At 71.2% G+C, this 20,666-nt stretch carries 18 protein-coding genes and 3 tRNA genes; 14 read left to right on the forward strand and 7 right to left on the reverse strand.

Translation table 11 applies throughout. The annotated features are described in order from the left end of the window. The first annotated feature begins 13 nt into the window (after positions 1 to 13). The 3 genes from QMZ92_RS20900 (at position 14) to purM (ending at position 3,713) form a co-directional block, all read left to right on the forward strand. Positions 14 to 856 carry an META domain-containing protein gene (locus tag QMZ92_RS20900; RefSeq protein ID WP_283298914.1) on the forward strand — a complete coding sequence of 281 codons (843 nt, stop codon included), beginning with the start codon at positions 14 to 16 and terminating at the stop codon, positions 854 to 856. Positions 857 to 1,094: 238 nt separating this feature from the next. Beyond that, on the forward strand, positions 1,095 to 2,612 hold the full coding sequence (gene purF, locus QMZ92_RS20905) for an amidophosphoribosyltransferase (RefSeq protein ID WP_283298915.1): 1,518 nt from the start codon (positions 1,095 to 1,097) through the stop codon (positions 2,610 to 2,612). A gap of 36 nt (positions 2,613 to 2,648) precedes the next feature. Further along, positions 2,649 to 3,713, forward strand: a complete 1,065-nt coding sequence (gene purM, locus QMZ92_RS20910; RefSeq protein WP_283298916.1) for a phosphoribosylformylglycinamidine cyclo-ligase — start codon at positions 2,649 to 2,651, stop codon at positions 3,711 to 3,713. Between the two features lie 63 nt (positions 3,714 to 3,776). Here purM and QMZ92_RS20915 read toward each other — a convergent pair whose 3' ends face one another. Further along, positions 3,777 to 4,025: a DUF3073 domain-containing protein gene (locus tag QMZ92_RS20915; protein ID WP_138054382.1), complete on the reverse strand. Its 249-nt coding sequence runs from the start codon at positions 4,023 to 4,025 to the stop codon at positions 3,777 to 3,779. 280 nt (positions 4,026 to 4,305) lie between these two features. Further along, positions 4,306 to 5,397, reverse strand: a complete 1,092-nt coding sequence (locus QMZ92_RS20920; RefSeq protein WP_283298917.1) for a Leu/Phe/Val dehydrogenase — start codon at positions 5,395 to 5,397, stop codon at positions 4,306 to 4,308. Between the two features lie 155 nt (positions 5,398 to 5,552). Here QMZ92_RS20920 and QMZ92_RS20925 point away from each other — a divergent pair, with 155 nt between their 5' ends. After that, positions 5,553 to 6,398: a DUF8083 family protein gene (locus tag QMZ92_RS20925; RefSeq protein ID WP_283298918.1), complete on the forward strand. Its 846-nt coding sequence runs from the start codon at positions 5,553 to 5,555 to the stop codon at positions 6,396 to 6,398. Positions 6,399 to 6,889: 491 nt separating this feature from the next. Next, positions 6,890 to 7,096, forward strand: a complete 207-nt coding sequence (gene bldC, locus QMZ92_RS20930) for a developmental transcriptional regulator BldC (RefSeq protein WP_003949541.1) — start codon at positions 6,890 to 6,892, stop codon at positions 7,094 to 7,096. 424 nt (positions 7,097 to 7,520) lie between these two features. Here bldC and QMZ92_RS20935 read toward each other — a convergent pair whose 3' ends face one another. From QMZ92_RS20935 to hrpA, 3 genes are all read right to left on the reverse strand, one after another. Continuing rightward, positions 7,521 to 7,904, reverse strand: coding sequence for a DUF6274 family protein (locus QMZ92_RS20935; RefSeq protein ID WP_283298919.1), 384 nt, complete (start codon positions 7,902 to 7,904; stop codon positions 7,521 to 7,523). A 120-nt stretch (positions 7,905 to 8,024) separates the two neighbouring features. Further along, positions 8,025 to 8,099 (reverse strand) — tRNA-Asp (locus tag QMZ92_RS20940). Between the two features lie 91 nt (positions 8,100 to 8,190). Then, positions 8,191 to 12,150, reverse strand: a complete 3,960-nt coding sequence (gene hrpA, locus QMZ92_RS20945; protein WP_283298920.1) for an ATP-dependent RNA helicase HrpA — start codon at positions 12,148 to 12,150, stop codon at positions 8,191 to 8,193. A 500-nt stretch (positions 12,151 to 12,650) separates the two neighbouring features. On the opposite strand from hrpA, the gene QMZ92_RS20950 reads away from it, so the two are divergent. The 3 genes from QMZ92_RS20950 to QMZ92_RS20960 are packed head-to-tail and all read left to right on the forward strand — an operon-like array spanning position 12,651 to position 14,889. Then, positions 12,651 to 13,130 carry a hypothetical protein gene (locus QMZ92_RS20950; protein ID WP_283298921.1) on the forward strand — a complete coding sequence of 160 codons (480 nt, stop codon included), beginning with the start codon at positions 12,651 to 12,653 and terminating at the stop codon, positions 13,128 to 13,130. 59 nt (positions 13,131 to 13,189) lie between these two features. Next, on the forward strand, positions 13,190 to 14,065 hold the full coding sequence (locus QMZ92_RS20955; RefSeq protein WP_283298922.1) for a DsbA family protein: 876 nt from the start codon (positions 13,190 to 13,192) through the stop codon (positions 14,063 to 14,065). Beyond that, on the forward strand, positions 14,062 to 14,889 hold the full coding sequence (locus tag QMZ92_RS20960; RefSeq protein ID WP_283298923.1) for a cytochrome c biogenesis CcdA family protein: 828 nt from the start codon (positions 14,062 to 14,064) through the stop codon (positions 14,887 to 14,889). Before QMZ92_RS20955 ends, QMZ92_RS20960 begins: the two co-directional genes overlap by 4 nt. Before the next feature lie 290 nt (positions 14,890 to 15,179). Here QMZ92_RS20960 and QMZ92_RS20965 read toward each other — a convergent pair. Both QMZ92_RS20965 and QMZ92_RS20970 read right to left on the reverse strand, forming a co-directional pair. Further along, positions 15,180 to 15,253 (reverse strand) — tRNA-Phe (locus tag QMZ92_RS20965). Positions 15,254 to 15,274: 21 nt separating this feature from the next. Continuing rightward, positions 15,275 to 15,349: transfer RNA gene (locus QMZ92_RS20970), tRNA-Asp, on the reverse strand. A gap of 339 nt (positions 15,350 to 15,688) precedes the next feature. On the opposite strand from QMZ92_RS20970, the gene QMZ92_RS20975 reads away from it, so the two are divergent. From QMZ92_RS20975 to QMZ92_RS21000, 6 genes are all read left to right on the forward strand, one after another. After that, complete coding sequence (locus QMZ92_RS20975; RefSeq protein WP_283298924.1) at positions 15,689 to 16,000, forward strand: hypothetical protein; 312 nt, start codon at positions 15,689 to 15,691, stop codon at positions 15,998 to 16,000. A 298-nt stretch (positions 16,001 to 16,298) separates the two neighbouring features. Next, positions 16,299 to 17,318, forward strand: coding sequence for a ScbA/BarX family gamma-butyrolactone biosynthesis protein (locus QMZ92_RS20980; RefSeq protein WP_283298925.1), 1,020 nt, complete (start codon positions 16,299 to 16,301; stop codon positions 17,316 to 17,318). After that, positions 17,315 to 18,358 (forward strand): beta-ketoacyl-[acyl-carrier-protein] synthase family protein, encoded by a 1,044-nt coding sequence (locus QMZ92_RS20985; RefSeq protein WP_283298927.1) that lies wholly within the window; start codon positions 17,315 to 17,317, stop codon positions 18,356 to 18,358. The genes QMZ92_RS20980 and QMZ92_RS20985 overlap by 4 nt, the downstream gene beginning before the upstream one ends. 86 nt (positions 18,359 to 18,444) lie before the next feature. Further along, on the forward strand, positions 18,445 to 18,687 hold the full coding sequence (locus QMZ92_RS20990) for a phosphopantetheine-binding protein (protein ID WP_283298929.1): 243 nt from the start codon (positions 18,445 to 18,447) through the stop codon (positions 18,685 to 18,687). Beyond that, the gene (locus tag QMZ92_RS20995) at positions 18,684 to 19,922 is read left to right on the forward strand and encodes a beta-ketoacyl-[acyl-carrier-protein] synthase family protein (protein ID WP_283298930.1); all 1,239 of its coding nucleotides are present in this window, start codon (positions 18,684 to 18,686) and stop codon (positions 19,920 to 19,922) included. Before QMZ92_RS20990 ends, QMZ92_RS20995 begins: the two co-directional genes overlap by 4 nt. Further along, a complete protein-coding gene (locus QMZ92_RS21000) occupies positions 19,919 to 20,632 on the forward strand; it encodes an SDR family oxidoreductase (protein ID WP_283298931.1) in 714 nt (237 codons plus the stop codon). Before QMZ92_RS20995 ends, QMZ92_RS21000 begins: the two co-directional genes overlap by 4 nt. The last annotated feature ends 34 nt before the right edge of the window (positions 20,633 to 20,666 follow it).

A 20,666-nucleotide genomic window follows, 5' to 3' on the forward strand; every position in this document is an offset into this window, starting at 1 on the left:
CCGTCAGAACGGCATGCGTACTCAACTGATCGTTCCCGCGGTGGCCGCGCTGACGGCAGCGATCACGCTGACGGCCTGCGGCTCCGAGAAGGGCCCGGGCCAGGGTGCGGGGAACGACGCGGGCGGTTCCGTGCGGCCCGTGGCCCCCGTCACCGGCGTGCACTGGACCGTCCGGCACGTGACCGTCGACGGCAAGCGGACCGCGGCCCCGGACGGAGCCCATGTGGAGTTCACGACCGGGGAAGCGGGCAAGGACGGCGCGAAGGGCCGCGCCGAGGGCAACTACGGCTGCAACCACTTCGGGGCCGATGTGACCATCAAGGGCGACACCATCACCGTCGGGCGTGGCCAGACGACGGAGATGGGCTGCCCGCAGGGCGTCGCGGGCTTCGAGGAAGCCCTGCGTACGGCCTTCTCCGGTGAGCTGAAGGCGAAGGTGTCGGAGAAGAACCTGACCCTGGCCACCGCCGAGGGCGACTCCATCGTGCTGAGCGCGCAGCCCGCCGCCCCGCTCGCGGGCACCAGGTGGACCGTCACCTCCCTGCTCGACGGGGGGACGGCAGCCTCGCTGCCGCCCGGCACCGAGGGCAAGGCCCACTTCGTCATCGGCAAGGACGGCTCGCTGAGCGGCAACCTCGGCTGCAACGACTTCCGCGCCGAGGCGAAGACGTCCGGGGCGACGTTCACCGTCGGCCGGCTGTCCAGCACCCGCAAGATGTGCGCGGGCACCGCCGGAATGCTGGAGAAGGCCGTGACCGAGGCTCTCAAGGGCACGGTGTCGTACGAGCTGGACCACCGCAGCCTGACCCTCACCTCCGCGGACAGCGGCAAGGGAGTGGCGGCGACGGCCGGGTGACGCGGACGGGAGGACCGGGCCGGTGAGGTGATCCCGCACGGTGACGGCCCCGGCCCGGCCCCGCTCGGGTGGTGCGGAGAGTGATGTGCGGCACGCCGCCCCGCCGCCCTTACCGGCCCGTAGGACCCCCCAAAGGCTTGATTACGCGGCTTTTGTGTGAACCTCTGACCCGGTGGGGGCGATTCTGCGCCGCATCCCCAATTCGGACCAGTGGTCGGTCTCGCCTACACTCGGTGCCGTGCCACGTGGTGACGGACGACTCAACCACGACCTGCTCCCCGGCGAGAAGGGCCCCCAGGACGCTTGCGGCGTCTTCGGTGTCTGGGCTCCGGGTGAAGAGGTCGCCAAGCTCACTTACTTCGGGCTCTACGCCCTCCAACACCGGGGTCAGGAATCCGCGGGCATCGCGGTCAGCAACGGCTCCCAGATCCTCGTCTTCAAGGACATGGGCCTCGTGTCCCAGGTCTTCGACGAGACCTCACTCGGTTCCCTGCAGGGTCATATCGCGGTCGGTCACGCCCGCTACTCGACCACGGGCGCCTCCGTGTGGGAGAACGCGCAGCCGACCTTCCGGGCGACCGCCCACGGCTCCATCGCGCTCGGCCACAACGGCAACCTGGTGAACACGGCCCGGCTCGCCGAGATGGTCGCCGACCTGCCCCGCCAGGACGGCCGCGCCACCCAGGTCGCCGCCACCAACGACACCGACCTCGTCACCGCGCTGCTCGCCGGGCAGACCGACGACGACGGCAAGCCCCTCACCGTCGAGCAGGCGGCCGCCAAGGTCCTCCCCGACGTCCGAGGCGCCTTCTCGCTCGTCTTCATGGACGAGGACACGCTCTACGCCGCGCGCGACCCCCAGGGCATCCGCCCGCTGGTCCTCGGCCGGCTCGAGCGCGGCTGGGTGGTCGCCTCCGAGTCCGCCGCCCTGGACATCTGCGGTGCGAGCTTCGTCCGCGAGATCGAGCCGGGCGAGCTCATCGCGATCGACGAGAACGGCCTCCGCACCTCGCGCTTCGCAGAAGCGAAGCCCAAGGGCTGTGTCTTCGAGTACGTCTACCTTGCCCGCCCGGACACCGACATCGCCGGCCGGAACGTCTACCTCTCCCGCGTGGAGATGGGCCGCCGCCTGGCGAAGGAAGCGCCCGTCGAGGCCGATCTCGTCATAGCGACGCCGGAGTCCGGCACTCCCGCGGCCATCGGCTACGCGGAGGCGTCGGGCATCCCCTACGGCTCGGGCCTGGTCAAGAACGCCTACGTGGGCCGGACCTTCATCCAGCCGTCCCAGACGATCCGCCAGCTGGGCATCCGCCTCAAGCTGAACCCCCTCAAGGAAGTCATCAAGGGCAAGCGGCTCGTGGTGGTCGACGACTCGATCGTCCGCGGCAACACCCAGCGCGCCCTGGTGAGGATGCTCCGCGAGGCCGGCGCCGCCGAGGTCCACATCCGGATCTCGTCCCCGCCCGTGAAGTGGCCGTGCTTCTTCGGCATCGACTTCGCGACCCGTGCCGAGCTGATCGCCAACGGCATGACGATCGACGAGATCGGCACCTCGCTGGGCGCCGACTCGCTCGCGTACATCTCCATCGACGGCATGATCGAGGCCACGACCATCGACAAGCCGAACCTGTGCCGCGCCTGCTTCGACGGCGAGTACCCGATGGAACTGCCCGACCCCGAGCTGCTCGGCAAGCAGCTGCTGGAGACCGAGCTTGCGGGCGGCGCGGACGCCGCCGACGCGCTCCGTCGTCCGTGACCAGGTCCCGTCATCCCAACCGAAAGATCCCAGGCAATGTCTGAGACAGGTGCTTCCTACGCTGCCGCGGGCGTCGACATCGAGGCGGGCGACCGCGCCGTCGAACTGATGAAGGAGTGGGTGAAGAAGACCCGCCGCCCCGAGGTCCTCGGCGGCATCGGCGGCTTCGCCGGCCTCTTCGACGCCTCCGCCCTCAAGCGGTACGAGCGCCCGCTGCTCGCCTCCGCCACCGACGGCGTCGGCACCAAGGTCGACCTCGCGCGCCAGATGGGCGTGTACGACTCGATCGGCCACGACCTCGTCGCGATGGTCATGGACGACATCGTCGTGTGCGGCGCCGAGCCGCTCTTCATGACCGACTACATCTGCGTCGGCAAGGTCCACCCGGAGCGCGTGGCCGCGATCGTCAAGGGCATCGCCGAGGGCTGCGTCCTCGCCGGCTGCGCCCTGGTGGGCGGCGAGACCGCCGAACACCCGGGTCTGCTGGGCCCGGACGACTTCGACGTCGCCGGCGCCGGTACGGGCGTCGTGGAGGCCGACCGGCTGCTGGGCGCCGATCGCATCCGTACGGGGGACGCGGTGATCGCGATGGCGTCCTCGGGCCTTCACTCGAACGGGTACTCGCTTGTGCGGCACGTGGTCTTCGACCGGGCGGGCTGGACGCTCGACCGGGAGATCCCGGAGTTCGGCCGCACCCTCGGCGAGGAACTGCTCGAGCCCACCAGGATCTACTCGCTGGACTGCCTTGCCCTGACCCGGACCACCGAGGTGCACGCCTTCAGCCACATCACCGGCGGCGGACTCGCCGCCAACCTGGCGCGCGTGGTGCCGGACGGCCTGCACGCGGTCGTCGACCGGTCGACGTGGACGCCGGGCGCGGTCTTCGATCTCGTCGGCAGCGCCGGCCGGGTGGAGCGCGCCGAGTTGGAGAAGACCCTCAACATGGGCGTGGGGATGATGGCGGTCGTTCCGCAGGACTCGGTCGACGTCGCCCTGGCGACCCTCGCCGACCGCGGTGTCGACGCGTGGGTCGCCGGTGGGATCACCGAGCGCGGGGAGCACACCAGCGGCGCCGGGATGGTCGGCGACTACGCGAGCTGAACAGCACAGAACCCGGTCCGGGGCTGGGCCCCGGACCGGGTCTGAGGAATGCAGGTGCAGGCGTCAAGCACCGCGACGCTGTGACGACGGACCGGACTCCTCGTCCTCGTCCTCGTCGTCGTTGTACATATCCGCGTAGCGGGCGTACGGGTCGTCGTCCTCGTCGTCCTCGAACGGCTCCGCGTTCGGCGGTTGACTCGAAGTCGATGCGCCCAGCTCGCTGGCCAGACGTGAGAGATCCGTCCCACCGCTGTTGTACTTCAGCTGGCGGGCGACCTTCGTCTGCTTGGCCTTGGCCCGGCCGCGCCCCATGGCTCGACCCCCTCGGTGACGGGGCTCGACGGCCCCAGAGTCTTGACACGCGTTCATGGTTCGGAGCGGGCTCTCCGTGGAGAGACCGGTCCGTAGGGCTTCAACGGTACCTGCTTCCGCGGCCATACGGTACGCCGCCCGCATCACGTGCCACCTCGCAGGACCCGCGAGGCGCCCCGTCCTCGCTGGTCAACCGCGATTTTAACCTCTTCTCGGCGTGCGGCTCGCCGACCGGCGTGAGTCTTGTCTCCCCCGGTCGGCGAGGAACACCCTCGGGATGCTATCGGCGACGCGCCTCCGCCATCCGCTGCTCCGCGATACGGTCCGCGGCCGCGGCCGGCGGAATACCGTCTTCCTTCGCACGTGCGAATATCGCCAGTGTGGTTTCGAAGATCTTCGACGCCTTCGCCTTGCACCGGTCGAAGTCGAAGCCGTGCAGCTCGTCGGCGACCTGGATCACCCCGCCCGCGTTCACGACGTAGTCGGGCGCGTAGAGGATGCGGCGGTCGGCGAGGTCCTTCTCGACGCCCGGGTGCGCGAGCTGGTTGTTGGCGGCGCCGCACACGATCCGGGCGGTCAGCACGGGAACCGTCTCGTCGTTCAGCGCGCCGCCCAGGGCGCAGGGGGCGTAGATGTCGAGACCGCCCAGGGACTCCGCACGGATCAGCTCGTCCGTGTCCCGGGCCACCCGCACCTGCGGGAACTTGTCCGTGATCCGGCGCACCGACTCCTCGCGCACATCGGTGACGACGACCTCGGCGCCGTCCTCCAGCAGGTGCTCGACCAGGTAGTGGCCGACCTTGCCGACGCCCGCGACGCCCACCTTGCGGCCGCGCAGCGTGGGGTCGCCCCACTCGTGCTGGGCGGAGGCCCGCATGCCCTGGAAGACGCCGTAGGCGGTGAGTACGGACGAGTCGCCGGCGCCGCCGTTCTCGGGGGAGCGGCCGGTGGTCCAGCGGCACTCGCGGGCCACGACGTCCATGTCGGCCACGTAGGTGCCGACGTCGCAGGCCGTGACGTAACGGCCGCCGAGGGACGCGACGAACCGGCCGTAGGCCAGCAGCAGTTCCTCGGACTTGATCCGCTCCGGATCCCCGATGATCACGGCCTTGCCGCCGCCGTGGTCGAGGCCGGCCATGGCGTTCTTGTACGACATCCCCCGGGAGAGGTTCAGCGCGTCGGCGACGGCGGCTTCCTCGGAGGCGTACGGGTAGAAGCGGGTGCCGCCGAGGGCAGGGCCCAGGGCGGTGGAGTGGATGGCGATGACGGCCTTCAAACCACTGGCGCGGTCCTGGCAGAGCACGACTTGCTCATGTCCGCCCTGGTCCGAGTGGAACAGGGTGTGCAGGACGCCGTCGGTCACATCGGTCACGGTGGTGACTCCCAAGTACGAAGCGGCGAATGAGGGCCCTCCTGTGGGTGGGGAGGGACCCGATGGGCAAGAGAGTAAGTCCTACGGAGGGGTAGATCGGTCCCAGTGCTCAGGATCACCCTCTCCCGGAGTACGTGCGTGGAAGGATCTGTGACATGACGGCCGCCACTTCTGTGCTCGTCCCGTACGCGTCCTACCTGCGGGTGTACGAGCCCCTGGCGGCGTTCCCGGAGCCCGAGCGGAGCCACTGGTCCCGTTATGCCCGCTCCGGGCGGACCCCCACCGCCCAGGACGAGCTCAGGCGGTCCCTGGCGGACCTGCTGCCGACCCCTCCCGTACCGGTCCCGGTCCACGAGAGCGCCGACGCCTTCGTCACGGAGGACGACGGCGTCGTCCGGATCTGCCCCTGGCGCACCAGGCTGCGCGGCTGGCTGGCCCTGGAGGAGCTGACCGGGCTCTTCCCTCCCCTGGTGCTCGACGCGGTGCTGCCGCCGGTGGTGCGCGGCCAGGCCGCCGCCGACTACGAGGCGTGGCGGGAGCGCAACCCGGACGCCCGCCCCTGGATCAGGACCGCGGTGTGGCAGGTGCCGGTGCGCTGGTTCGTCCTGTTCGCGGACGACGAGCGCGAGTACGAGCCGGGCGAGGTGCCGGGGGTGCCGCCCGTGCTGCGTTACCGCACGCCGATGGTCCAGGCCAGACGCAGGCTGGCACGGGCCCTGAAGACCCTGCGGGACACGATCGAGGAGGGTCCGCTCACGGAGGGGCTGGTGGATGTGGGGCGATGGCTGGAGGAGTTCCACCCGCGCTCCCTGGTCGAGCTCGACTACGGCGGCCTCGTCCACGCACTGCCGCCTGACCGGCTGGCCGAGGACCGGTCCGCCGCCGACGTGGCCGCGGGCATCGCGGCGCTGCGGGACGGCGACGGTGAGGGTGCGGGTGCGGCCTACGGCCGGCTCACGGACCGCTGGCGGGCGGTCCGTGACCGTCAGTTCGCGAACTGACGCTCGGGACGTGGCGTACCCTTCCCGGAACCGAACCGGACATGTAGGGGACGTAGGTCTCGATACGGGCCTTTGGTTCAAGCGTGACGGACAGCACTAAGTCGCCCCTTGCGGCCCTCGCCCACCCTCGTGCCAAAATAGGACAAGGAGTCCGGGGAGGGTTCCTTCCGCCTACCTAAGGGCGGAAATTTCAGCATTGCACTCTATGGGGGGTCTGATGACTCCTGATCGCTCTGTGACTGATCGTCACTGTGGCGTGACTGTCCGTTATGGCATGAACCATCGGCTTCCGCCGCTGATGGACACCTGAGAGGGCAATTCCATCGGTTTGGCCGACGTGGCTGGACAGATGGTGTAGTTGTAGTGCCGAGGACAAGCCGTTCGTCCTATAACCGACTCGGCCCGCGTCCGCCATTTCGGGCAACGCGGGTCAAGGTGCAGAATTTAGAGGAAAGAACCGAGAAGGTTCGGTTCTCCCGAGGAGGCCGCTCATGACCGCTCGCACCCCTGATGCCGAGCCGCTGCTGACCCCGGCTGAGGTTGCCACGATGTTCCGCGTGGACCCGAAGACGGTCACGCGCTGGGCCAAGGCAGGCAAGCTCACGTCCATCCGTACGCTCGGTGGACACCGCCGGTACCGCGAGGCAGAGGTCCGCGCACTGCTGGCGGGTATTCCGCAGCAGCGCAGCGAGGCCTGACGCCCCGATCAAGGGCATCTCCGGACCCCCAATCCGGTAGCCCTGCACAGAGCTCGACACGGCGGGCGCCTGCCCCAACAGGTTTCGTCGTCGATCGCGCTGGACTCCGCCGGGTCCAGCGCGATCTTTTTTGTGCGCCGGGCCGTTCGGGCGATGGTGCGCGGCCGTTCGGCGAGAGGGGCGGGCGGATGTGCGGCGTGCGTCCCGTAGGGGGTCCAGGGAGCCCCTGGGGAGTCGTGCGGGGCTGCTCAGCCAGGGGTGCAATTGCACGTATTTGATTTTTCGCTTGTAGGGAGGGGGTAAAGTCGCTCACCCCACAAACTCGTTCGGTGACTCCCGTCACACGCTGCAGGTCTTGCCGCGCGTGGCCCGCCCTCCCTCTACGAGTCTGCCGCCCGACCACGGTGGGGCAAGGCGCCATTGGTCATGCACGGGTGGGACCTTGGTCCCTGGAATCGGAGCCGGAGCCGGAGCCGGAGCCGGAGCCACGCTCGGAGCCGGAGCCACGCTCGGCGCCCGCCGCGCCGGCAGTATCCGCCGGGTCCGCCTTGTCCGCCGGGTGCACGGCGTTCCGCGGACTTTCCGGGCGCTCCACGGCCGGGGCGGGTGCCGGAGCCTGACGGCCCCCCAGGAACGCGGAAGGCGGCGGACCGGGCTCCTCCGGCACGGCCTCCGAGGGGTCCATGGCGAGACGCAGCAGCCGATGGCAGACCGGACACCGCCGGGTGAGGTGGCGATAGCCGAGGGCGGCCGCCAGATGGGCGCGCAGCAGCGCCCTGGTCTCGTGTCTCGCTGTGGATGCCGCCATCGCGCCACCTCCGCGGATCGGGGGCCCCGCAACCCCTGTCCTGACTGGGTACCGGCGGCGCAAGCCCCAGTCAATACGCCAGAAGGCCCGCACCACTTGGTGCGGGCCTTCCGTTCACTGCGGTCCTGACGGGATTTGAACCCGCGGCCTCCACCTTGACAGGGTGGCGAGCACTCCAAACTGCTCCACAGGACCAGGCTTCGCAGCCCGATCGCTCGTTGGCTGCGAGAGAGACTGTACAGCAGGTCAGAGGGTCCGGTCGAACTCACTCAAGGCAACGGCCGCGTCACGGTGCCGCCGCGTCGATCGCCTTGACGATGCGCTTGTCGGAGACGGGGTACGCGGTGCCCAGCGCGTGGGCGAAGTAGCTCACCCGCAGCTCCTCGATCATCCAGCGGATGTCCCGGACCTCCTGCGGCACCGGCCGGCCCTTGGGCAGCTGCTCCAGCAGCCAGGCGTACTCGTCCTGCATCTCGTGGACCTTCTCCATGCGCGTCGTGTCGCGCTGGACGGAGGTCGGCATCTGCTGCAGCCGGCGGTCCACCGCGACCAGGTAGCGCATCAGGTCGGGGAGCCGGCGCAGGCCCGTCCGCGTCACGAAGCCCGCCGGCACGAGCCACGCCAGCTGCTCGCGCACGTCCTTGACGTTGCCGGCGAGCGCCGGGCTGGTCGTGCTCTTGAGGCGGCGCTCACAGGCCTGCCAGGCGGCCAGGACCTGCCCCACCCGGTCGACGGTCCGCACGGTCGCGTCCACGAGGTCGGCGCGGACCTTGTCGTAGAGCTTCCGGAACGATTCCTCGTCCCATGCCGGTCCGCCGTGGTCCGCGATCAGCTTGTCCGCGGCGGCCGTCGCGCAGTCGTCGAAGAGCGCCTGGACCGAGCCGTGCGGGTTGGCGGACAGGGCCAGCTTCTGCTGGTTGGACATCCGGTCGGAGGCGAACTTCGCGGGGTTCACCGGGATGTTCAGCATGATCAGCCGACGGGTGCCCCGCCACATGGCCTCCGCCTGCTCGGCCTCGGTGTCGAAGAGGCGTACCGAGACCGAATCGCCGTCGTCGACCAGCGCCGGGTAGGCCTTGACCGGCTGGCCCGCGCGGCGGGTCTCGAAGACCCGCGTCAGGGTGCCGATCGTCCAGGACTTCAGCCCCGTCCGCTCGACGGCGTCGCCGCCGGACCGGCCGGCCGTGGCCGCGGCGGCCTCCGAGAGCGCCTTGCGGGCCTTCGGCTTCAGCCGCAGGCGCAGTGCCTCCAGGTCCTTGTCCTCGGCCAGCTTGCGGCGCCGCTCGTCAACGATCCGGAAGGTGACCTTCAGATGGTCCGGAACCCTGGCCAGGTCGAAGTCGTCCGCCGAGACCGGCACCCCGACCATGCGCTGGAGCTCCCGTGCCAGCGTGATCGGCAGCGGCTCCTGCAGCGGGACGGCCCTCTCCAGGAACGCCTTCGCGAAGTCCGGCGCCGGCACGTAGTTCCGGCGGATCGGCTTCGGCAGGGAGCGGATCAGCTCCGTCACGACCTCGTTGCGCAGACCCGGGATCTGCCAGTCGAAGCCCTCGTCCGTGACCTGGTTGAGCACCTGGAGCGGGATGTGCACGGTCACGCCGTCGGCGTCCGCGCCCGGCTCGAACTGGTACGTGACGCGGAACTTCAGCCGCCCCTGACGCCACGAGTCCGGGTAGTCGTCCTTGGTGACCGCCCCGGCCTTCTCGTTGATGAGCATCTCGCGCTCGAAGTCGAGCAGCTCGGGCTGCTCACGGCGCTTGTGCTTCCACCACGAGTCGAAGTGGGCCCCGGACACCACGTGCTCCGGCACCCGCTGGTCGTAGAAGTCGAACAGGGTCTCGTCGTCGACGAGGATGTCGCGGCGACGGGCCCGGTGCTCCAGCTCCTCCACCTCGGTGAGGAGCCTGCGGTTGTCCGCGAAGAACTTGTGGTGCGTACGCCAGTCACCCTCGACCAGGGCGTTGCGGATGAAGAGATCACGGCTGACCCCGGGGTCGATGCGCCCGTAGTTCACCTTGCGCTGGGCGACGATCGGCACGCCGTACAGGGTGACCTTCTCGTACGCCATCACCGCCGCCTGGTCCTTCTCCCAGTGCGGCTCGCTGTAGGTGCGCTTCACCAGATGCTCCGCGAGCGGCTCGATCCACTCGGGTTCGATCTTCGCGTTGACCCGCGCCCACAGCCGGGACGTCTCGACCAGCTCGGCGGACATCACGAAGCGCGGCGGCTTCCTGAACAGCGCCGAGCCGGGGAAGACGGCGAACTTGGCGTTGCGGGCGCCCAGGTACTCGTTCTTCGCGCCGTCCTTCACGTCCTTCATCCCGATGTGGGACAGGAGGCCGGCGAGGAGCGAGACGTGCACGGACTGCTCGGGCGCGCCGGCGTCCGCCGCGGGTTCCTCGAAGTGGAGCCCCATCTGCTTGGCCACCGTGCGCAGCTGCGCGTAGATGTCCTGCCACTCGCGGATGCGCAGGAAGTTCAGGTACTCCTGCTTGCACATCCGGCGGAAGCTGGACGAACCGCGTTCCTTCTGCTGCTCGCGGACGTAGCGCCAGAGGTTGAGGAAGGCGAGGAAGTCGCTCGTCTCGTCCTTGAAGCGGGCGTGCTGCTGGTCCGCCTGGGCCTGCTTGTCGGCGGGGCGCTCCCGCGGGTCCTGGATGGAGAGCGCGGCCGCGATGACCATGACCTCGCGCAGGCAGCCGTTCTTCTCGGCCTCGATCACCATCCGGGCGAGGCGCGGGTCGACGGGCAGCTGGGCGAGCTTGCGGCCCGTCGGCGTCAGCCGCTGCACCTTCTTCCCCTCCTGGGGGGACTTCTGCGCCAGGTCGAGGGCGCCCAGCTCCTGGAGGAGCTGCACGCCGTCGCGGATGTTGCGGTGGTCCGGCGGGTCGATGAAGGGGAACCGCTCGATGTCGCCGAGGCCGGCCGCGGTCATCTGGAGGATGACGGACGCCAGGTTCGTGCGGAGGATCTCGGCGTCGGTGAACTCCGGCCGGGACAGGAAGTCGTCCTCGCTGTAGAGCCGGATGCAGATGCCGTCCGAGGTACGGCCACAGCGGCCTTTGCGCTGGTTGGCGCTGGCCTGGCTGACCGCCTCGATGGGCAGGCGCTGGACCTTGGTGCGGTGGCTGTAGCGCGAGATGCGGGCGGTGCCCGGGTCGATGACGTACTTGATGCCCGGCACCGTCAGGGACGTCTCGGCCACGTTCGTCGCGAGGACGATGCGGCGGCCCGAGTGCGGCTGGAAGACGCGGTGCTGCTCGGCGTGCGAGAGCCGGGCGTAGAGGGGGAGGACCTCGGTGTGGCGGAGGTTCTTCTTGTTCAGCGCGTCCGCGGTGTCGCGGATCTCCCGCTCGCCGGAGAGGAAGACCAGGATGTCGCCCGGCCCTTCCTTCTGGAGTTCGTCGACCGCGTCGCAGATCGCGGTGATCTGGTCGCGGTCGGACTCGTCGCTCTCCTCTTCCAGGAGGGGGCGGTAGCGGACCTCGACGGGGTAGGTCCGGCCGGAGACCTCGACGATCGGCGCGTTCCCGAAGTGCCGGGAGAACCGCTCGGGGTCGATGGTCGCGGAGGTGATCACGACCTTGAGGTCGGGGCGCCTCGGCAGCAGCTGGGCCAGATAGCCGAGCAGGAAGTCGATGTTGAGCGACCGCTCGTGGGCCTCGTCGATGATGATCGTGTCGTAGGCGCGAAGCTCGCGGTCCGTCTGGATCTCCGCGAGCAGGATGCCGTCCGTCATGAGCTTGACGAAGGTCGCGTCCTGGTTCACCTGGTCGGTGAACCGGACCTTCCAGCCCACCGCCTCGCCGAGCGGGGTGCGCAACTCCTCGGCCACGCGCTCGGCGACCGTCCGCGCGGCGATCCGGCGCGGCTGGGTGTGCCCGATCATGCCGCGTACGCCGCGGCCGAGCTCGAGACAGATCTTGGGGATCTGCGTCGTCTTGCCGGAGCCGGTCTCTCCCGCGACGATCACGACCTGGTGGTCCCGTATGGCCTGGAGGATCTCGTCCTTCTTCTGGCTGACCGGGAGCTGTTCGGGATACGTGACCCCGGGCACCCGTGCCGCGCGCGCGGCGGTCCGCGCGGCGGCCTTGCCTGCCTCGGCCGCGATCTCGTCGAGCACGGCCTGCCGGGCCTCGGGTTTGCGGATGCGGCGGGTGCCCTCGAGGCGCCGCCCGAGCCGGTGCGCGTCGCGCAGCGAGATCTCGGACAGCTGCTTCTGGAGATCGGCGAAGGAAGTAGACATACGGGATCCAGGATCGCACCCGTGCGAGCGGACTGGCGAACCCATTTCCGGTGTTCCGGGCGCGGGGTCAACGGCCGGCTGCGGCGACCGGTGACGGGTGCGGCGGGCGGGCGGAGGAACGGCCCGTCGCTCTCGCGGGTGGCGTCTGCCGTAGGCGGGTGCCGTCCTCCGCGGCGGCGTCCGAGAACGGCGGTCGGTGGGTGGTGGTCGCGGGGCGCGGGCGACGGGCCCGGGGAGCGGCCGGTGCGGGGCGGGTCCGGCCGAGGGGGGCGGTGCCGTCGGTGGGTGCCCTGGCCGCGGTGACGGGTGGGGCGGGCGGAGGAACGGCCCGGGCGCAGCGGCCCTCGGCCGCGCCCCGGCGCGGCCCGGCGCGACCGCCCGTACGGGGTCGCGCGGATACGGGCGGGGCGCCGGACGGCCGGTGCGGGGCACGGCGTACCGGCCCGGGGAGCGGCCGGCCCGTACGATTACGGGCACGTCGACTCCAGGAGCCCCCGTCCATGCCCAGCCCCAGCAGCCGTTGGCACCGCGCCCTCGCGGCCGTGGCGGCGCTCCCGGCCGTGCTGGTGGGGGCACTTCTCTGCGTGGGGACGAGTACGGCCGCGGACACCGGCGGCACGGCCGGGGCCGGTCGGCCTCGGCCCGCCGTGGCTGGGCCCGCCGCCGTGGCCCCGCAGGCTGCTGTGTCCCCGAACGGTGCGGTCGCTCCGCCCGCCGCCGTGGCGGAGCCGGGCGCGGCCCCGGCCGGCGAGCAACGGGCTCCCGGCTGCGGCGAAGGCTCCGGTGACGGCGGGCTGAGCCCCGCCACGCCGCCGCGCGGGTCCGCCGCGCACGAACTTCTGCCCGCCCTGCCGACCACCGCCCATGGCGGGGCCGGCTGCCCGGCGGCCGGCGATGCCCTCCTGGACCTCGCGCCGGAGCGCGCCCCGCCCGCGCTCGCTGCACCCGGCCCGATAGACCTCTCCGTCCTGCGCGTGTAGGCCGCGGCACCGCCCCGTCCTGCCCGCAACCCTGCGCCACCCGGAGAGAGAACACCGCCATGCCCGCGTCCCGCACCCCCGCCCGCAGCGGCACCCGTCCAGCCCGCTCCCTCAAGCCGTTCGGGTACGGCGCCGCCGTCGCCGCCGCTGCGGTGCTGCTCGGCTTCGTCTCGTACACGGCCACCAAGCCCGACGACTCCGCGACCGGCGGGCGGTCCGTCGCCGACGTCTCCGCCGAGCCCGACGCCGGCGTCTACCCGGAGCTGGAGAAGCTCGCCCGGCGCGACGCCGCCGACCCGCTGGCGCTGGGCCGCGCCGACGCGCCCGTGGTGATGGTCGAGTACGCCGACTTCAAGTGCGGCTACTGCGGCAAGTTCGCCCGCGACACCGAGCCGGAACTGATCCGGAAGTACGTGGAGAAGGGCGTCCTGCGCATCGAATGGCGCAACTTCCCGATCTTCGGCGAGGAGTCGGAGGCCGCCGCCCGGGCCGCCTGGGCCGCCGGGCGGCAGGACCGGTTCTGGCAGTTCCACAAGGCCGCGTACGCCGACGGCGCCAAGGAGAAGGGCTTCGGCGAGCAGCAGCTCAGGGAACTCGCCGCCGCAGCCGGGGTGAAGGACCTGGCGCGTTTCACCCGCGACGCGGACAGCGAGGAGGCGCGTCAGGCCGTGGCGAGGGACCAGGAGGAGGGGTACGGGCTGGGCGCCACGTCCACGCCGTCGTTCGTGGTCAACGGCCGTCCGATCGCGGGCGCCCAACCGGCGGGGACCTTCGTCGACGCGATCGAGGCGGCGCGCAGGGCCGTGACCACGGAGCCGGCGGGACCGAAGTCGGCGCCGACGCCCCCGGCCCCCGGCGCGACGGCTCCGGGCACCCCGGCTCCCGGCGCGACCGCTCCCGGAACCCCGGTGCCGGGGACGGCGGGCGGCGAGTGAGCGACATCGGATACCTGGCCGCCTTCCTGGGTGGCCTGCTCGCCCTGCTCAGCCCCTGCAGCGCCCTGCTGCTGCCGGCCTTCTTCGCGTACTCGATCGACACCACGTCCCGGCTCGTCGCGCGTACCTGCGTCTTCTACGCGGGCCTGGCGACGACCCTGGTCCCGCTGGGTGCCGCGGGTTCGTTCGCCGGACGCCTCTTCTACGGCCACCGCGACCTCCTGGTCGCGGTGGGCGGCTGGCTGATCATCGCGCTCGGAGTGGCCCAGCTGGCAGGCCTCGGGTTCGCCCCCCGGCGCCTCGCCGAGGCCGGCGGGCGGATCCGCCCCACGACCGCGCTCTCGGTCTACGCCCTCGGCGCCGTCTACGGGCTCGCGGGCTTCTGCGCGGGCCCGATCCTCGGCAGCGTCCTCACGGTGGCGGCCCTGAGCGGGAGCCCCGCGTACGGGGGGCTCCTCCTCGCCGTCTACGCCCTGGGCATGGCGGTGCCGCTGTTCGTCCTGGCCCTGCTCTGGGAACGCCACGACCTGTCCCGCCGCCGATGGCTGCGGGGGCGCCCCCTGCGCGTCGGCGGCCGTTTCGAGCTGCACTCCACCTCGGCCCTGTCCGGGCTGTTCTTCATCGTCCTCGGCGCCGTCTTCCTCGTCTTCGACGGCACGACGGCCCTCCCGGGACTGCTGTCGGTCGACGACTCCTTCGCCGTGGAGCAGTGGGCCTCCTCCGCGGGGCGCGCGGTCCCCGACTGGGTACTGCTCGCCCTGGTCGTGGCGGCCGCGGCGATCGTCCTCGCGGTACGCGGGCTGCGGGGGCGGGACCGGGCCTGACCGCGCCCCGCCCCGGGAGCGGCACACTCAGCGCTCCCGTCACCGCCCATGCCCATGCCCTGCCCCCGGTTCCGGTCCTGCTCCAGGCAGTGGTCCCGCTCCAGGCGCGGGGCAGGGCTGCGCGGGTGCCGAGGGGGTGCCCCAGGACGGCGTCGGTTGGCTCCTGTGAGGGATGAGGGATGAGGCATGAGGGACCGATCCGACCCGTCGGCGTACCGGTTGGCCAGCCGACATGAGGAAAGCCCCCGCCGATGATCTCGACGCGGGCTTCTGCCCTGCTAGGGCTGCGGTGGCTGGGGCCGGGGTCGAACCGGCGACCTTCCGCTTTTCAGGCGGACGCTCGTACCAACTGAGCTACCCAGCCGTGCGACTCGATGAGTCGCAGCGGTCCTGACGGGATTTGAACCCGCGGCCTCCACCTTGACAGGGTGGCGAGCACTCCAAACTGCTCCACAGGACCAGAGGTGATGCATTGTGCGAGAGCAAGTCTCGCACACGGTGGTGGTGCGTGCCCCCAACGGGATTCGAACCCGAAATCGTTACCTTGCTGACCTGCGGAGATTCGTGGGAGCCCGGCAAATACGCCCGTCTGCGTCCTCCTGAGTCTGGCTCGATCCTCCTCGATCCTGCCCTCGTGCTGACATGTCAGCACGAGGCGGCAAGCCGTTGTGATCGCAAATCTCGGGTCTCGTGTTGAGTGAAGACGTCGAAGGAGGTTCGACTGACGTCGAAGACGTAGTCCGGGCGCCGCGGTCGCGGCAGGCGGGATGGGGCCGGAGGTAAGGGCCGCCTGGTCTGGGTGAGCGCGGCCCGCCCCGGACACACCTCGGAGATCACCGCCTGCCGCCACGACAGCCTGAGCGCCCATCTGCGCGCGGCCGGCCTCGGCGCGCTCGCCGGCCTAGGCTTCGTCGGCCTCGACGACAGCATCCCGGATGCCGACACGGCGGTGATCACCGGCTACAAGGCGGCCCGCAACAAGTCCCTGATTGGGGGACAGAACCTCTCCAACAAGGCGCTGGCGGCGGTCCGGGCACCGGTCGAGTACGGCTTCGCGCATCCTCCAGCGGCCAGACCTGTACGGCAAGACTCCGCCCGAACAACCGCCTGACCAGCATCAACGGCCATCCGCAGCGGTCGCTTACACGCTCCGACAGCAGCACGAAAGACGCCGCGGCTAGCTTCTCGCTCAGTCGGCCGCGGAGTTGAAGGCACGCGGCACATCACGACGAGACAGCGAGAGCGGTGCGGAAGCCACCGGTCTCCCACGGGAAGGGGTGCCCGCGGATGACGGTGATGACACATGACGTGGCTCGACGTCCGGATTTCGGTATCGGCACGGGGCTGCGCCGGCACACCGGAGCTCCGCGCGGGCACCACAGTGCGACCGAGGTGGAGGGAGCAGGTCGATGACCGAGGTCAACGGTGAGCGGCAGCTGCGGTTCGACGGACCGTTGGAGCGGTCGTTGGTGCACCGTCACGCGGCCGACGAGGTCTTCGTCACCGATCACGTCGCGCTGGGCGACAGCCGATTCGCCGTCGCGGCGCGGCTGCCAGCCGCCCACCGCTACTTCAACGACGACCCGAGTCCCTCGGCGTCCATCGACCCGATGCTGCTCCTCGAGTGCTCGCGGCAGGCCGGAACCCTGGTGGCCCACCGCCATCTCGGCGTCCCGACCGACACGGCGTTCCTCATCGCGGAGTGGAGCATCGCCCTCGACGACGAGTCGCCGGTCCCGTGGCCCGGGCACGCCCCCGACGAGCTGACGATGGTCATCGAGGCTCAAGACCTGAAGCAGCGCGGAGAGGCTCTGCTCGGCGCGACGCTGGTGAGTGAGCTGTACCTCGCCGGGCGCCGGGTGGCGACCAGCACGGTGATCACCGGGTATCCGTCCCGTTCCGGTTACGAGAGCTTCCGGACCCGACGCCGCAGCTCGGTGGCACCGCTCTCCGACGCCATGCCGCCGCGCCTGGGCGGCACGCCCGCGGAGGGCCGTGAGGTGGGACGGGGGCTGGAGGAGAACGTCGTCCTCTCGACGGTGCGTCGCGCCGGCGGGCGGACCGTCGCGGACCTCGACGTACCGGTCGCACATCCGGTGTTCTACGACCACCCGCTCGACCACGTCCCGGCGACCGCGCTGCTGGAAGCCGCCCGCCAGGCCGCCCTGTTGGCGGTCGCGTCGGAGACGGAGGAGGCCGGTCAGGGGACCGGGCCGTGGCGGGTGGGCGCACTGAGGGCCCGGTTCGGACGCTTCGTCGAACTGGACAGCCCGACGGGGGTGTCCGCGCGTGTGGAGCATGGCGGGAGCAGCCGCTCCGTGGCCGTGCTGTTCGAGCAGGACGGAGCGACCGCCTGCGACTGCGAGGTCACAGTCCTCGCACCGTCGGCTGCTTCCGTTTCGCCGGCCGCTTCCTCTGGCGGTCGTTGATGCTGCTGAGCGGCACGTACGGGCTCGTGTGCGCCGCCTGGTATCCACCGGAGCGGCAGACCGTCGAGGAGGCGCTGGCCGCCGGAGACGTGGACCGACGCAACGCGGCCGATCTGGGATACACGGCGCTGCCGGTCAGCGCGGACACCGCGCCGCCGGACATGGCCGTAGCCGCCGGGCACCAGGTGCTGGAGCGGGGCGGCTGCCCGGCGGCGACGCTGTCGATGGTGCTGCACGCGAGCGTGCACCACCAAGGGCACGACGCCTGGTCGGCGCCCCACTACATCGCGGACCGGCTCACCGCGCACAACGCGGTGCCGATCGGACTGCTGCAGCAGTGCAACGGAGGAGCCATCGGAATCGAGCTGGCCGTCTCCCGGCTGCAGGGCGACCCGCAGGCCGGGCCGGCCCTGGTGACCACTGGGGATCGGTTCCTGATGCCGAGCTGGCACCGCTGGCGCACCGACTACGGCATGGCCGCGGGCGACGCGGGGACGGCGGTGCTGGTGCACCGAGGCGACGGGCTTCCCTCGGACCTCACCCTGCACGCCCTGGCGACCACCGTGGCGTCCGAGCTGGAAGTCATGCACCGTGGAGAGGACGAGCTGAACGCGGACCCGCTCGGGCACGGCCCGATGATCGACGTGCGGCGTCCCAAGCGTCACTTCGTCCGGACCTTCGGCGTCGACCACTTCACCAAGCTCGCGCACGACCGCATCCGGGGAGCGGTCGGCGAGGCGCTCGCGTCCTGCGGCCTCGCCCCGGACGATCCACGACTGCGCCACGCCGTGCTGCCGCGCCTGGGCACCAAGGCGATGGCGGAGGCGTACGTACCGCCACTGGCGGAGTCCGTCTCGGCGCCACTGCTGGACCTCGGGCGTGCCACCGGCCACCTGGGAGCCGGCGACCTGAACGCCTCGCTCGCCGACCTGGCGAGCAGCGACTGGCTGGAGCCCGGGCAGTACGCCGTCGTACTGAACGGCGGTGGCGGGTTCACCTTCACCGCGGCCGTGGTCAGCCGCACGGACACCGCCGCCTGAACCAGCCGCGACATCCCACTCGGCCGGACCGAAGAGACCTCCCGGGCGTCGAACCGCCCGGGCAGCCCATGGACAGGAGAACCGACATGAGCAACATCCAGGACCGCTTCTACTCCCTGCTCAGCGCGAAGATCGGCTTGGAGACCGAGACGCTCACCGGGGACACCACCCTCGAATCCCTCGACCTCGACTCGCTCCTCATCGTCGAACTCAGCGTCGCCGTGGAGAAGGAGTTCGGTGTGGTGCTCGACGAACTCCAGCTCGCCCCCGAGCGCACTGTCGGCGCGGTCCTCGGCACCCTCGACAGCCAGCTCAAGGCGGCTTCGTGACCGCCGGACGCCGTCGCCGGTTCGACGTGGCCGTCACCGGCCTGGGGCTCGTCACGCCGGCCGGAATCGGGGTGAAGGCCAACGTGGCCCAGATCTGGGACGGCCGGTCCACCGCGAGCAAGAGCCCCGAACTGGAGGGCATGGCCGTCGACTTCTCCTGCCGGGTCGACGACTTCGACGCGGCGGCGGAGCTCGGCCGCCGCGCGGCGCTGCGGATGGACCGGGTCAGCCAGCTCGGCGTGACCGCCGCACGGCTGGCCGTGTCGGATGCCGGTCTCGACCCCCAGGCGTGGGACGGCGCACGGGTCGCCGTGGTGATCGGCACCTCGTTCGGCGGTTCCGCCAGCTTCGAGCGCGAGCACGAGACCTACCTGCGAAGCGGGCCCACGGTGGTCTCACCACAGCTCATGGTGACGGCGCCGGTCAACATGACGGCCGGTCACATCGCCATGGACTGCCAGGCGCTGGGACCGAACCAAGTGGTGTCGACCGCCTGCGCCTCCGGTACCACCGCCATCGGTCTCGGCCGGATGCTGCTGGAGGCCGGACTCTGCGACGTGGTGCTGGCCGGCGGTTCCGAGGCGGCGCTCACCCGCACCGGCATGGCCAGCCTGCACAAGATGGGCGCGCTCTCCCGGCGTGCCGAGGACCCGGCGGCCGCGTCCCGCCCGTTCGACGCGAACCGGGACGGCTTCGTCGCCGGTGAGGGCGCCGGCGTCCTGGTGCTCGAAAGGGTCGCCGACGCGCGCGCCAGAGGGGCCAGGGTCCGCGCCAGGATCAGCGGCTTCGGAGCCTCGGCCGACGGCTTCCACGCCTCCGCCCCCCACCCGACGGGTGACGGTGCGGAGCGGGCGATGCGAGCGGCGCTGGCCGACGCCTGCCTCGACCCGGCGGAGGTGGCTCACGTCAACGCGCACGGCACGTCGACCCCGAAGAACGACGTCACCGAGGCGGCCGTCATCCGCCGGGTCATCGGTGACCATCCCCTGGTCACCTCGACCAAGGGAGTGATCGGCCACCTGATCGGCGCCGCCGGAGCGGTCGAGGCCGCGTACACGGTACTGGCGGTCGAGGAAGGCTCTGTACCGCCGACCGCGAACCTGGAGAGCGTCGATTCCCAGGTGGAGATCGACGTGGTCGCCGGGGCGCCGCGCACGGCGACGATCGGCGCGGCGATGTCGAACTCCTTCGGATTCGGCGGGCAGAACGCCGCCGTGGTGGTGACGGCGGCATGACGGAGACCGGCCGCTCCGTCCTGGTGACCGGAGGCAACCGGGGCATCGGTCTCGCCATCGCCCGGGACCTGGCCGCGCAGGGCGACCGGGTGGCGGTCACCCACCACAGCACCGAGCCCCCGCCCGGCCTGTACGGGGTGGCCTGCGACATCACCGATCCCGACGCGGTGGCGCGGCTGTTCGACAATGTGGCCGCCGAGCAGGGGCCGGTGGAGGTGCTGGTGGCCAACGCCGGCATCACCCGGGACGCGCTCCTGCTGTCGATGGCCGACCACGACGTGGACGAGGTGCTGGACACCAACCTCCGCGCGGTCATCCGGCTGGCCAAGTACGCGTCCCGGGGCATGCTCGCCGAGCGCTGGGGGCGGCTCGTCCTGGTCTCCTCGTCGGCCGCCTTCACCGGCTCTCCGGGCCAGACGAACTACGCGGCCGCCAAAGCCGGCCTGGTCGGCATGGCCCGCTCGCTGGCCTGGGAGCTGGGGCCGCGCGGCATCACCGTCAACGTGGTGGCTCCGGGCCTGATCGACACCGACATGACACGCGGCCTGAGCGTCGCCCGGCGCGAGCAGTTCCTGAGCCGGACGCCGCTGGGACGGCCCGGCAGGGTCGAGGAAGTGGCCGCTGCCGTCCGCTTCCTGGCGAGTGCCGAGGCCGGCTATCTGACCGGCGTGGTGCTGCCGGTCAGCGGCGGACTCGGCATGGGCATATGACAATCCGTCTGTTATCAGGAACAAGAGGCTGATC

It is taken from the genome of Streptomyces sp. HNM0645, assembly GCF_030056615.1.
Lineage (GTDB): Bacteria > Actinomycetota > Actinomycetes > Streptomycetales > Streptomycetaceae > Streptomyces > Streptomyces marianii.

Excerpts from the sequence above, each read along its gene's own strand:
- QMZ92_RS20900 (WP_283298914.1), top strand. The coding sequence starts at position 14 with ATGCGTACTCAACTGATCGTTCCCGCGGTGGCCGCGCTGACGGCAGCG.
- purM (WP_283298916.1), top strand. The coding sequence starts at position 2,649 with ATGTCTGAGACAGGTGCTTCCTACGCTGCCGCGGGCGTCGACATCGAG.
- QMZ92_RS20915 (WP_138054382.1), bottom strand. The coding sequence starts at position 4,025 with ATGGGGCGCGGCCGGGCCAAGGCCAAGCAGACGAAGGTCGCCCGCCAG.
- QMZ92_RS20925 (WP_283298918.1), top strand. The coding sequence starts at position 5,553 with ATGACGGCCGCCACTTCTGTGCTCGTCCCGTACGCGTCCTACCTGCGG.
- bldC (WP_003949541.1), top strand. The coding sequence starts at position 6,890 with ATGACCGCTCGCACCCCTGATGCCGAGCCGCTGCTGACCCCGGCTGAG.
- QMZ92_RS20935 (WP_283298919.1), bottom strand. The coding sequence starts at position 7,904 with ATGGCGGCATCCACAGCGAGACACGAGACCAGGGCGCTGCTGCGCGCC.
- hrpA (WP_283298920.1), bottom strand. The coding sequence starts at position 12,150 with ATGTCTACTTCCTTCGCCGATCTCCAGAAGCAGCTGTCCGAGATCTCG.
- QMZ92_RS20950 (WP_283298921.1), top strand. The coding sequence starts at position 12,651 with ATGCCCAGCCCCAGCAGCCGTTGGCACCGCGCCCTCGCGGCCGTGGCG.
- QMZ92_RS20955 (WP_283298922.1), top strand. The coding sequence starts at position 13,190 with ATGCCCGCGTCCCGCACCCCCGCCCGCAGCGGCACCCGTCCAGCCCGC.
- QMZ92_RS20980 (WP_283298925.1), top strand. The coding sequence starts at position 16,299 with ATGACCGAGGTCAACGGTGAGCGGCAGCTGCGGTTCGACGGACCGTTG.
- QMZ92_RS20990 (WP_283298929.1), top strand. The coding sequence starts at position 18,445 with ATGAGCAACATCCAGGACCGCTTCTACTCCCTGCTCAGCGCGAAGATC.
- QMZ92_RS21000 (WP_283298931.1), top strand. The coding sequence starts at position 19,919 with ATGACGGAGACCGGCCGCTCCGTCCTGGTGACCGGAGGCAACCGGGGC.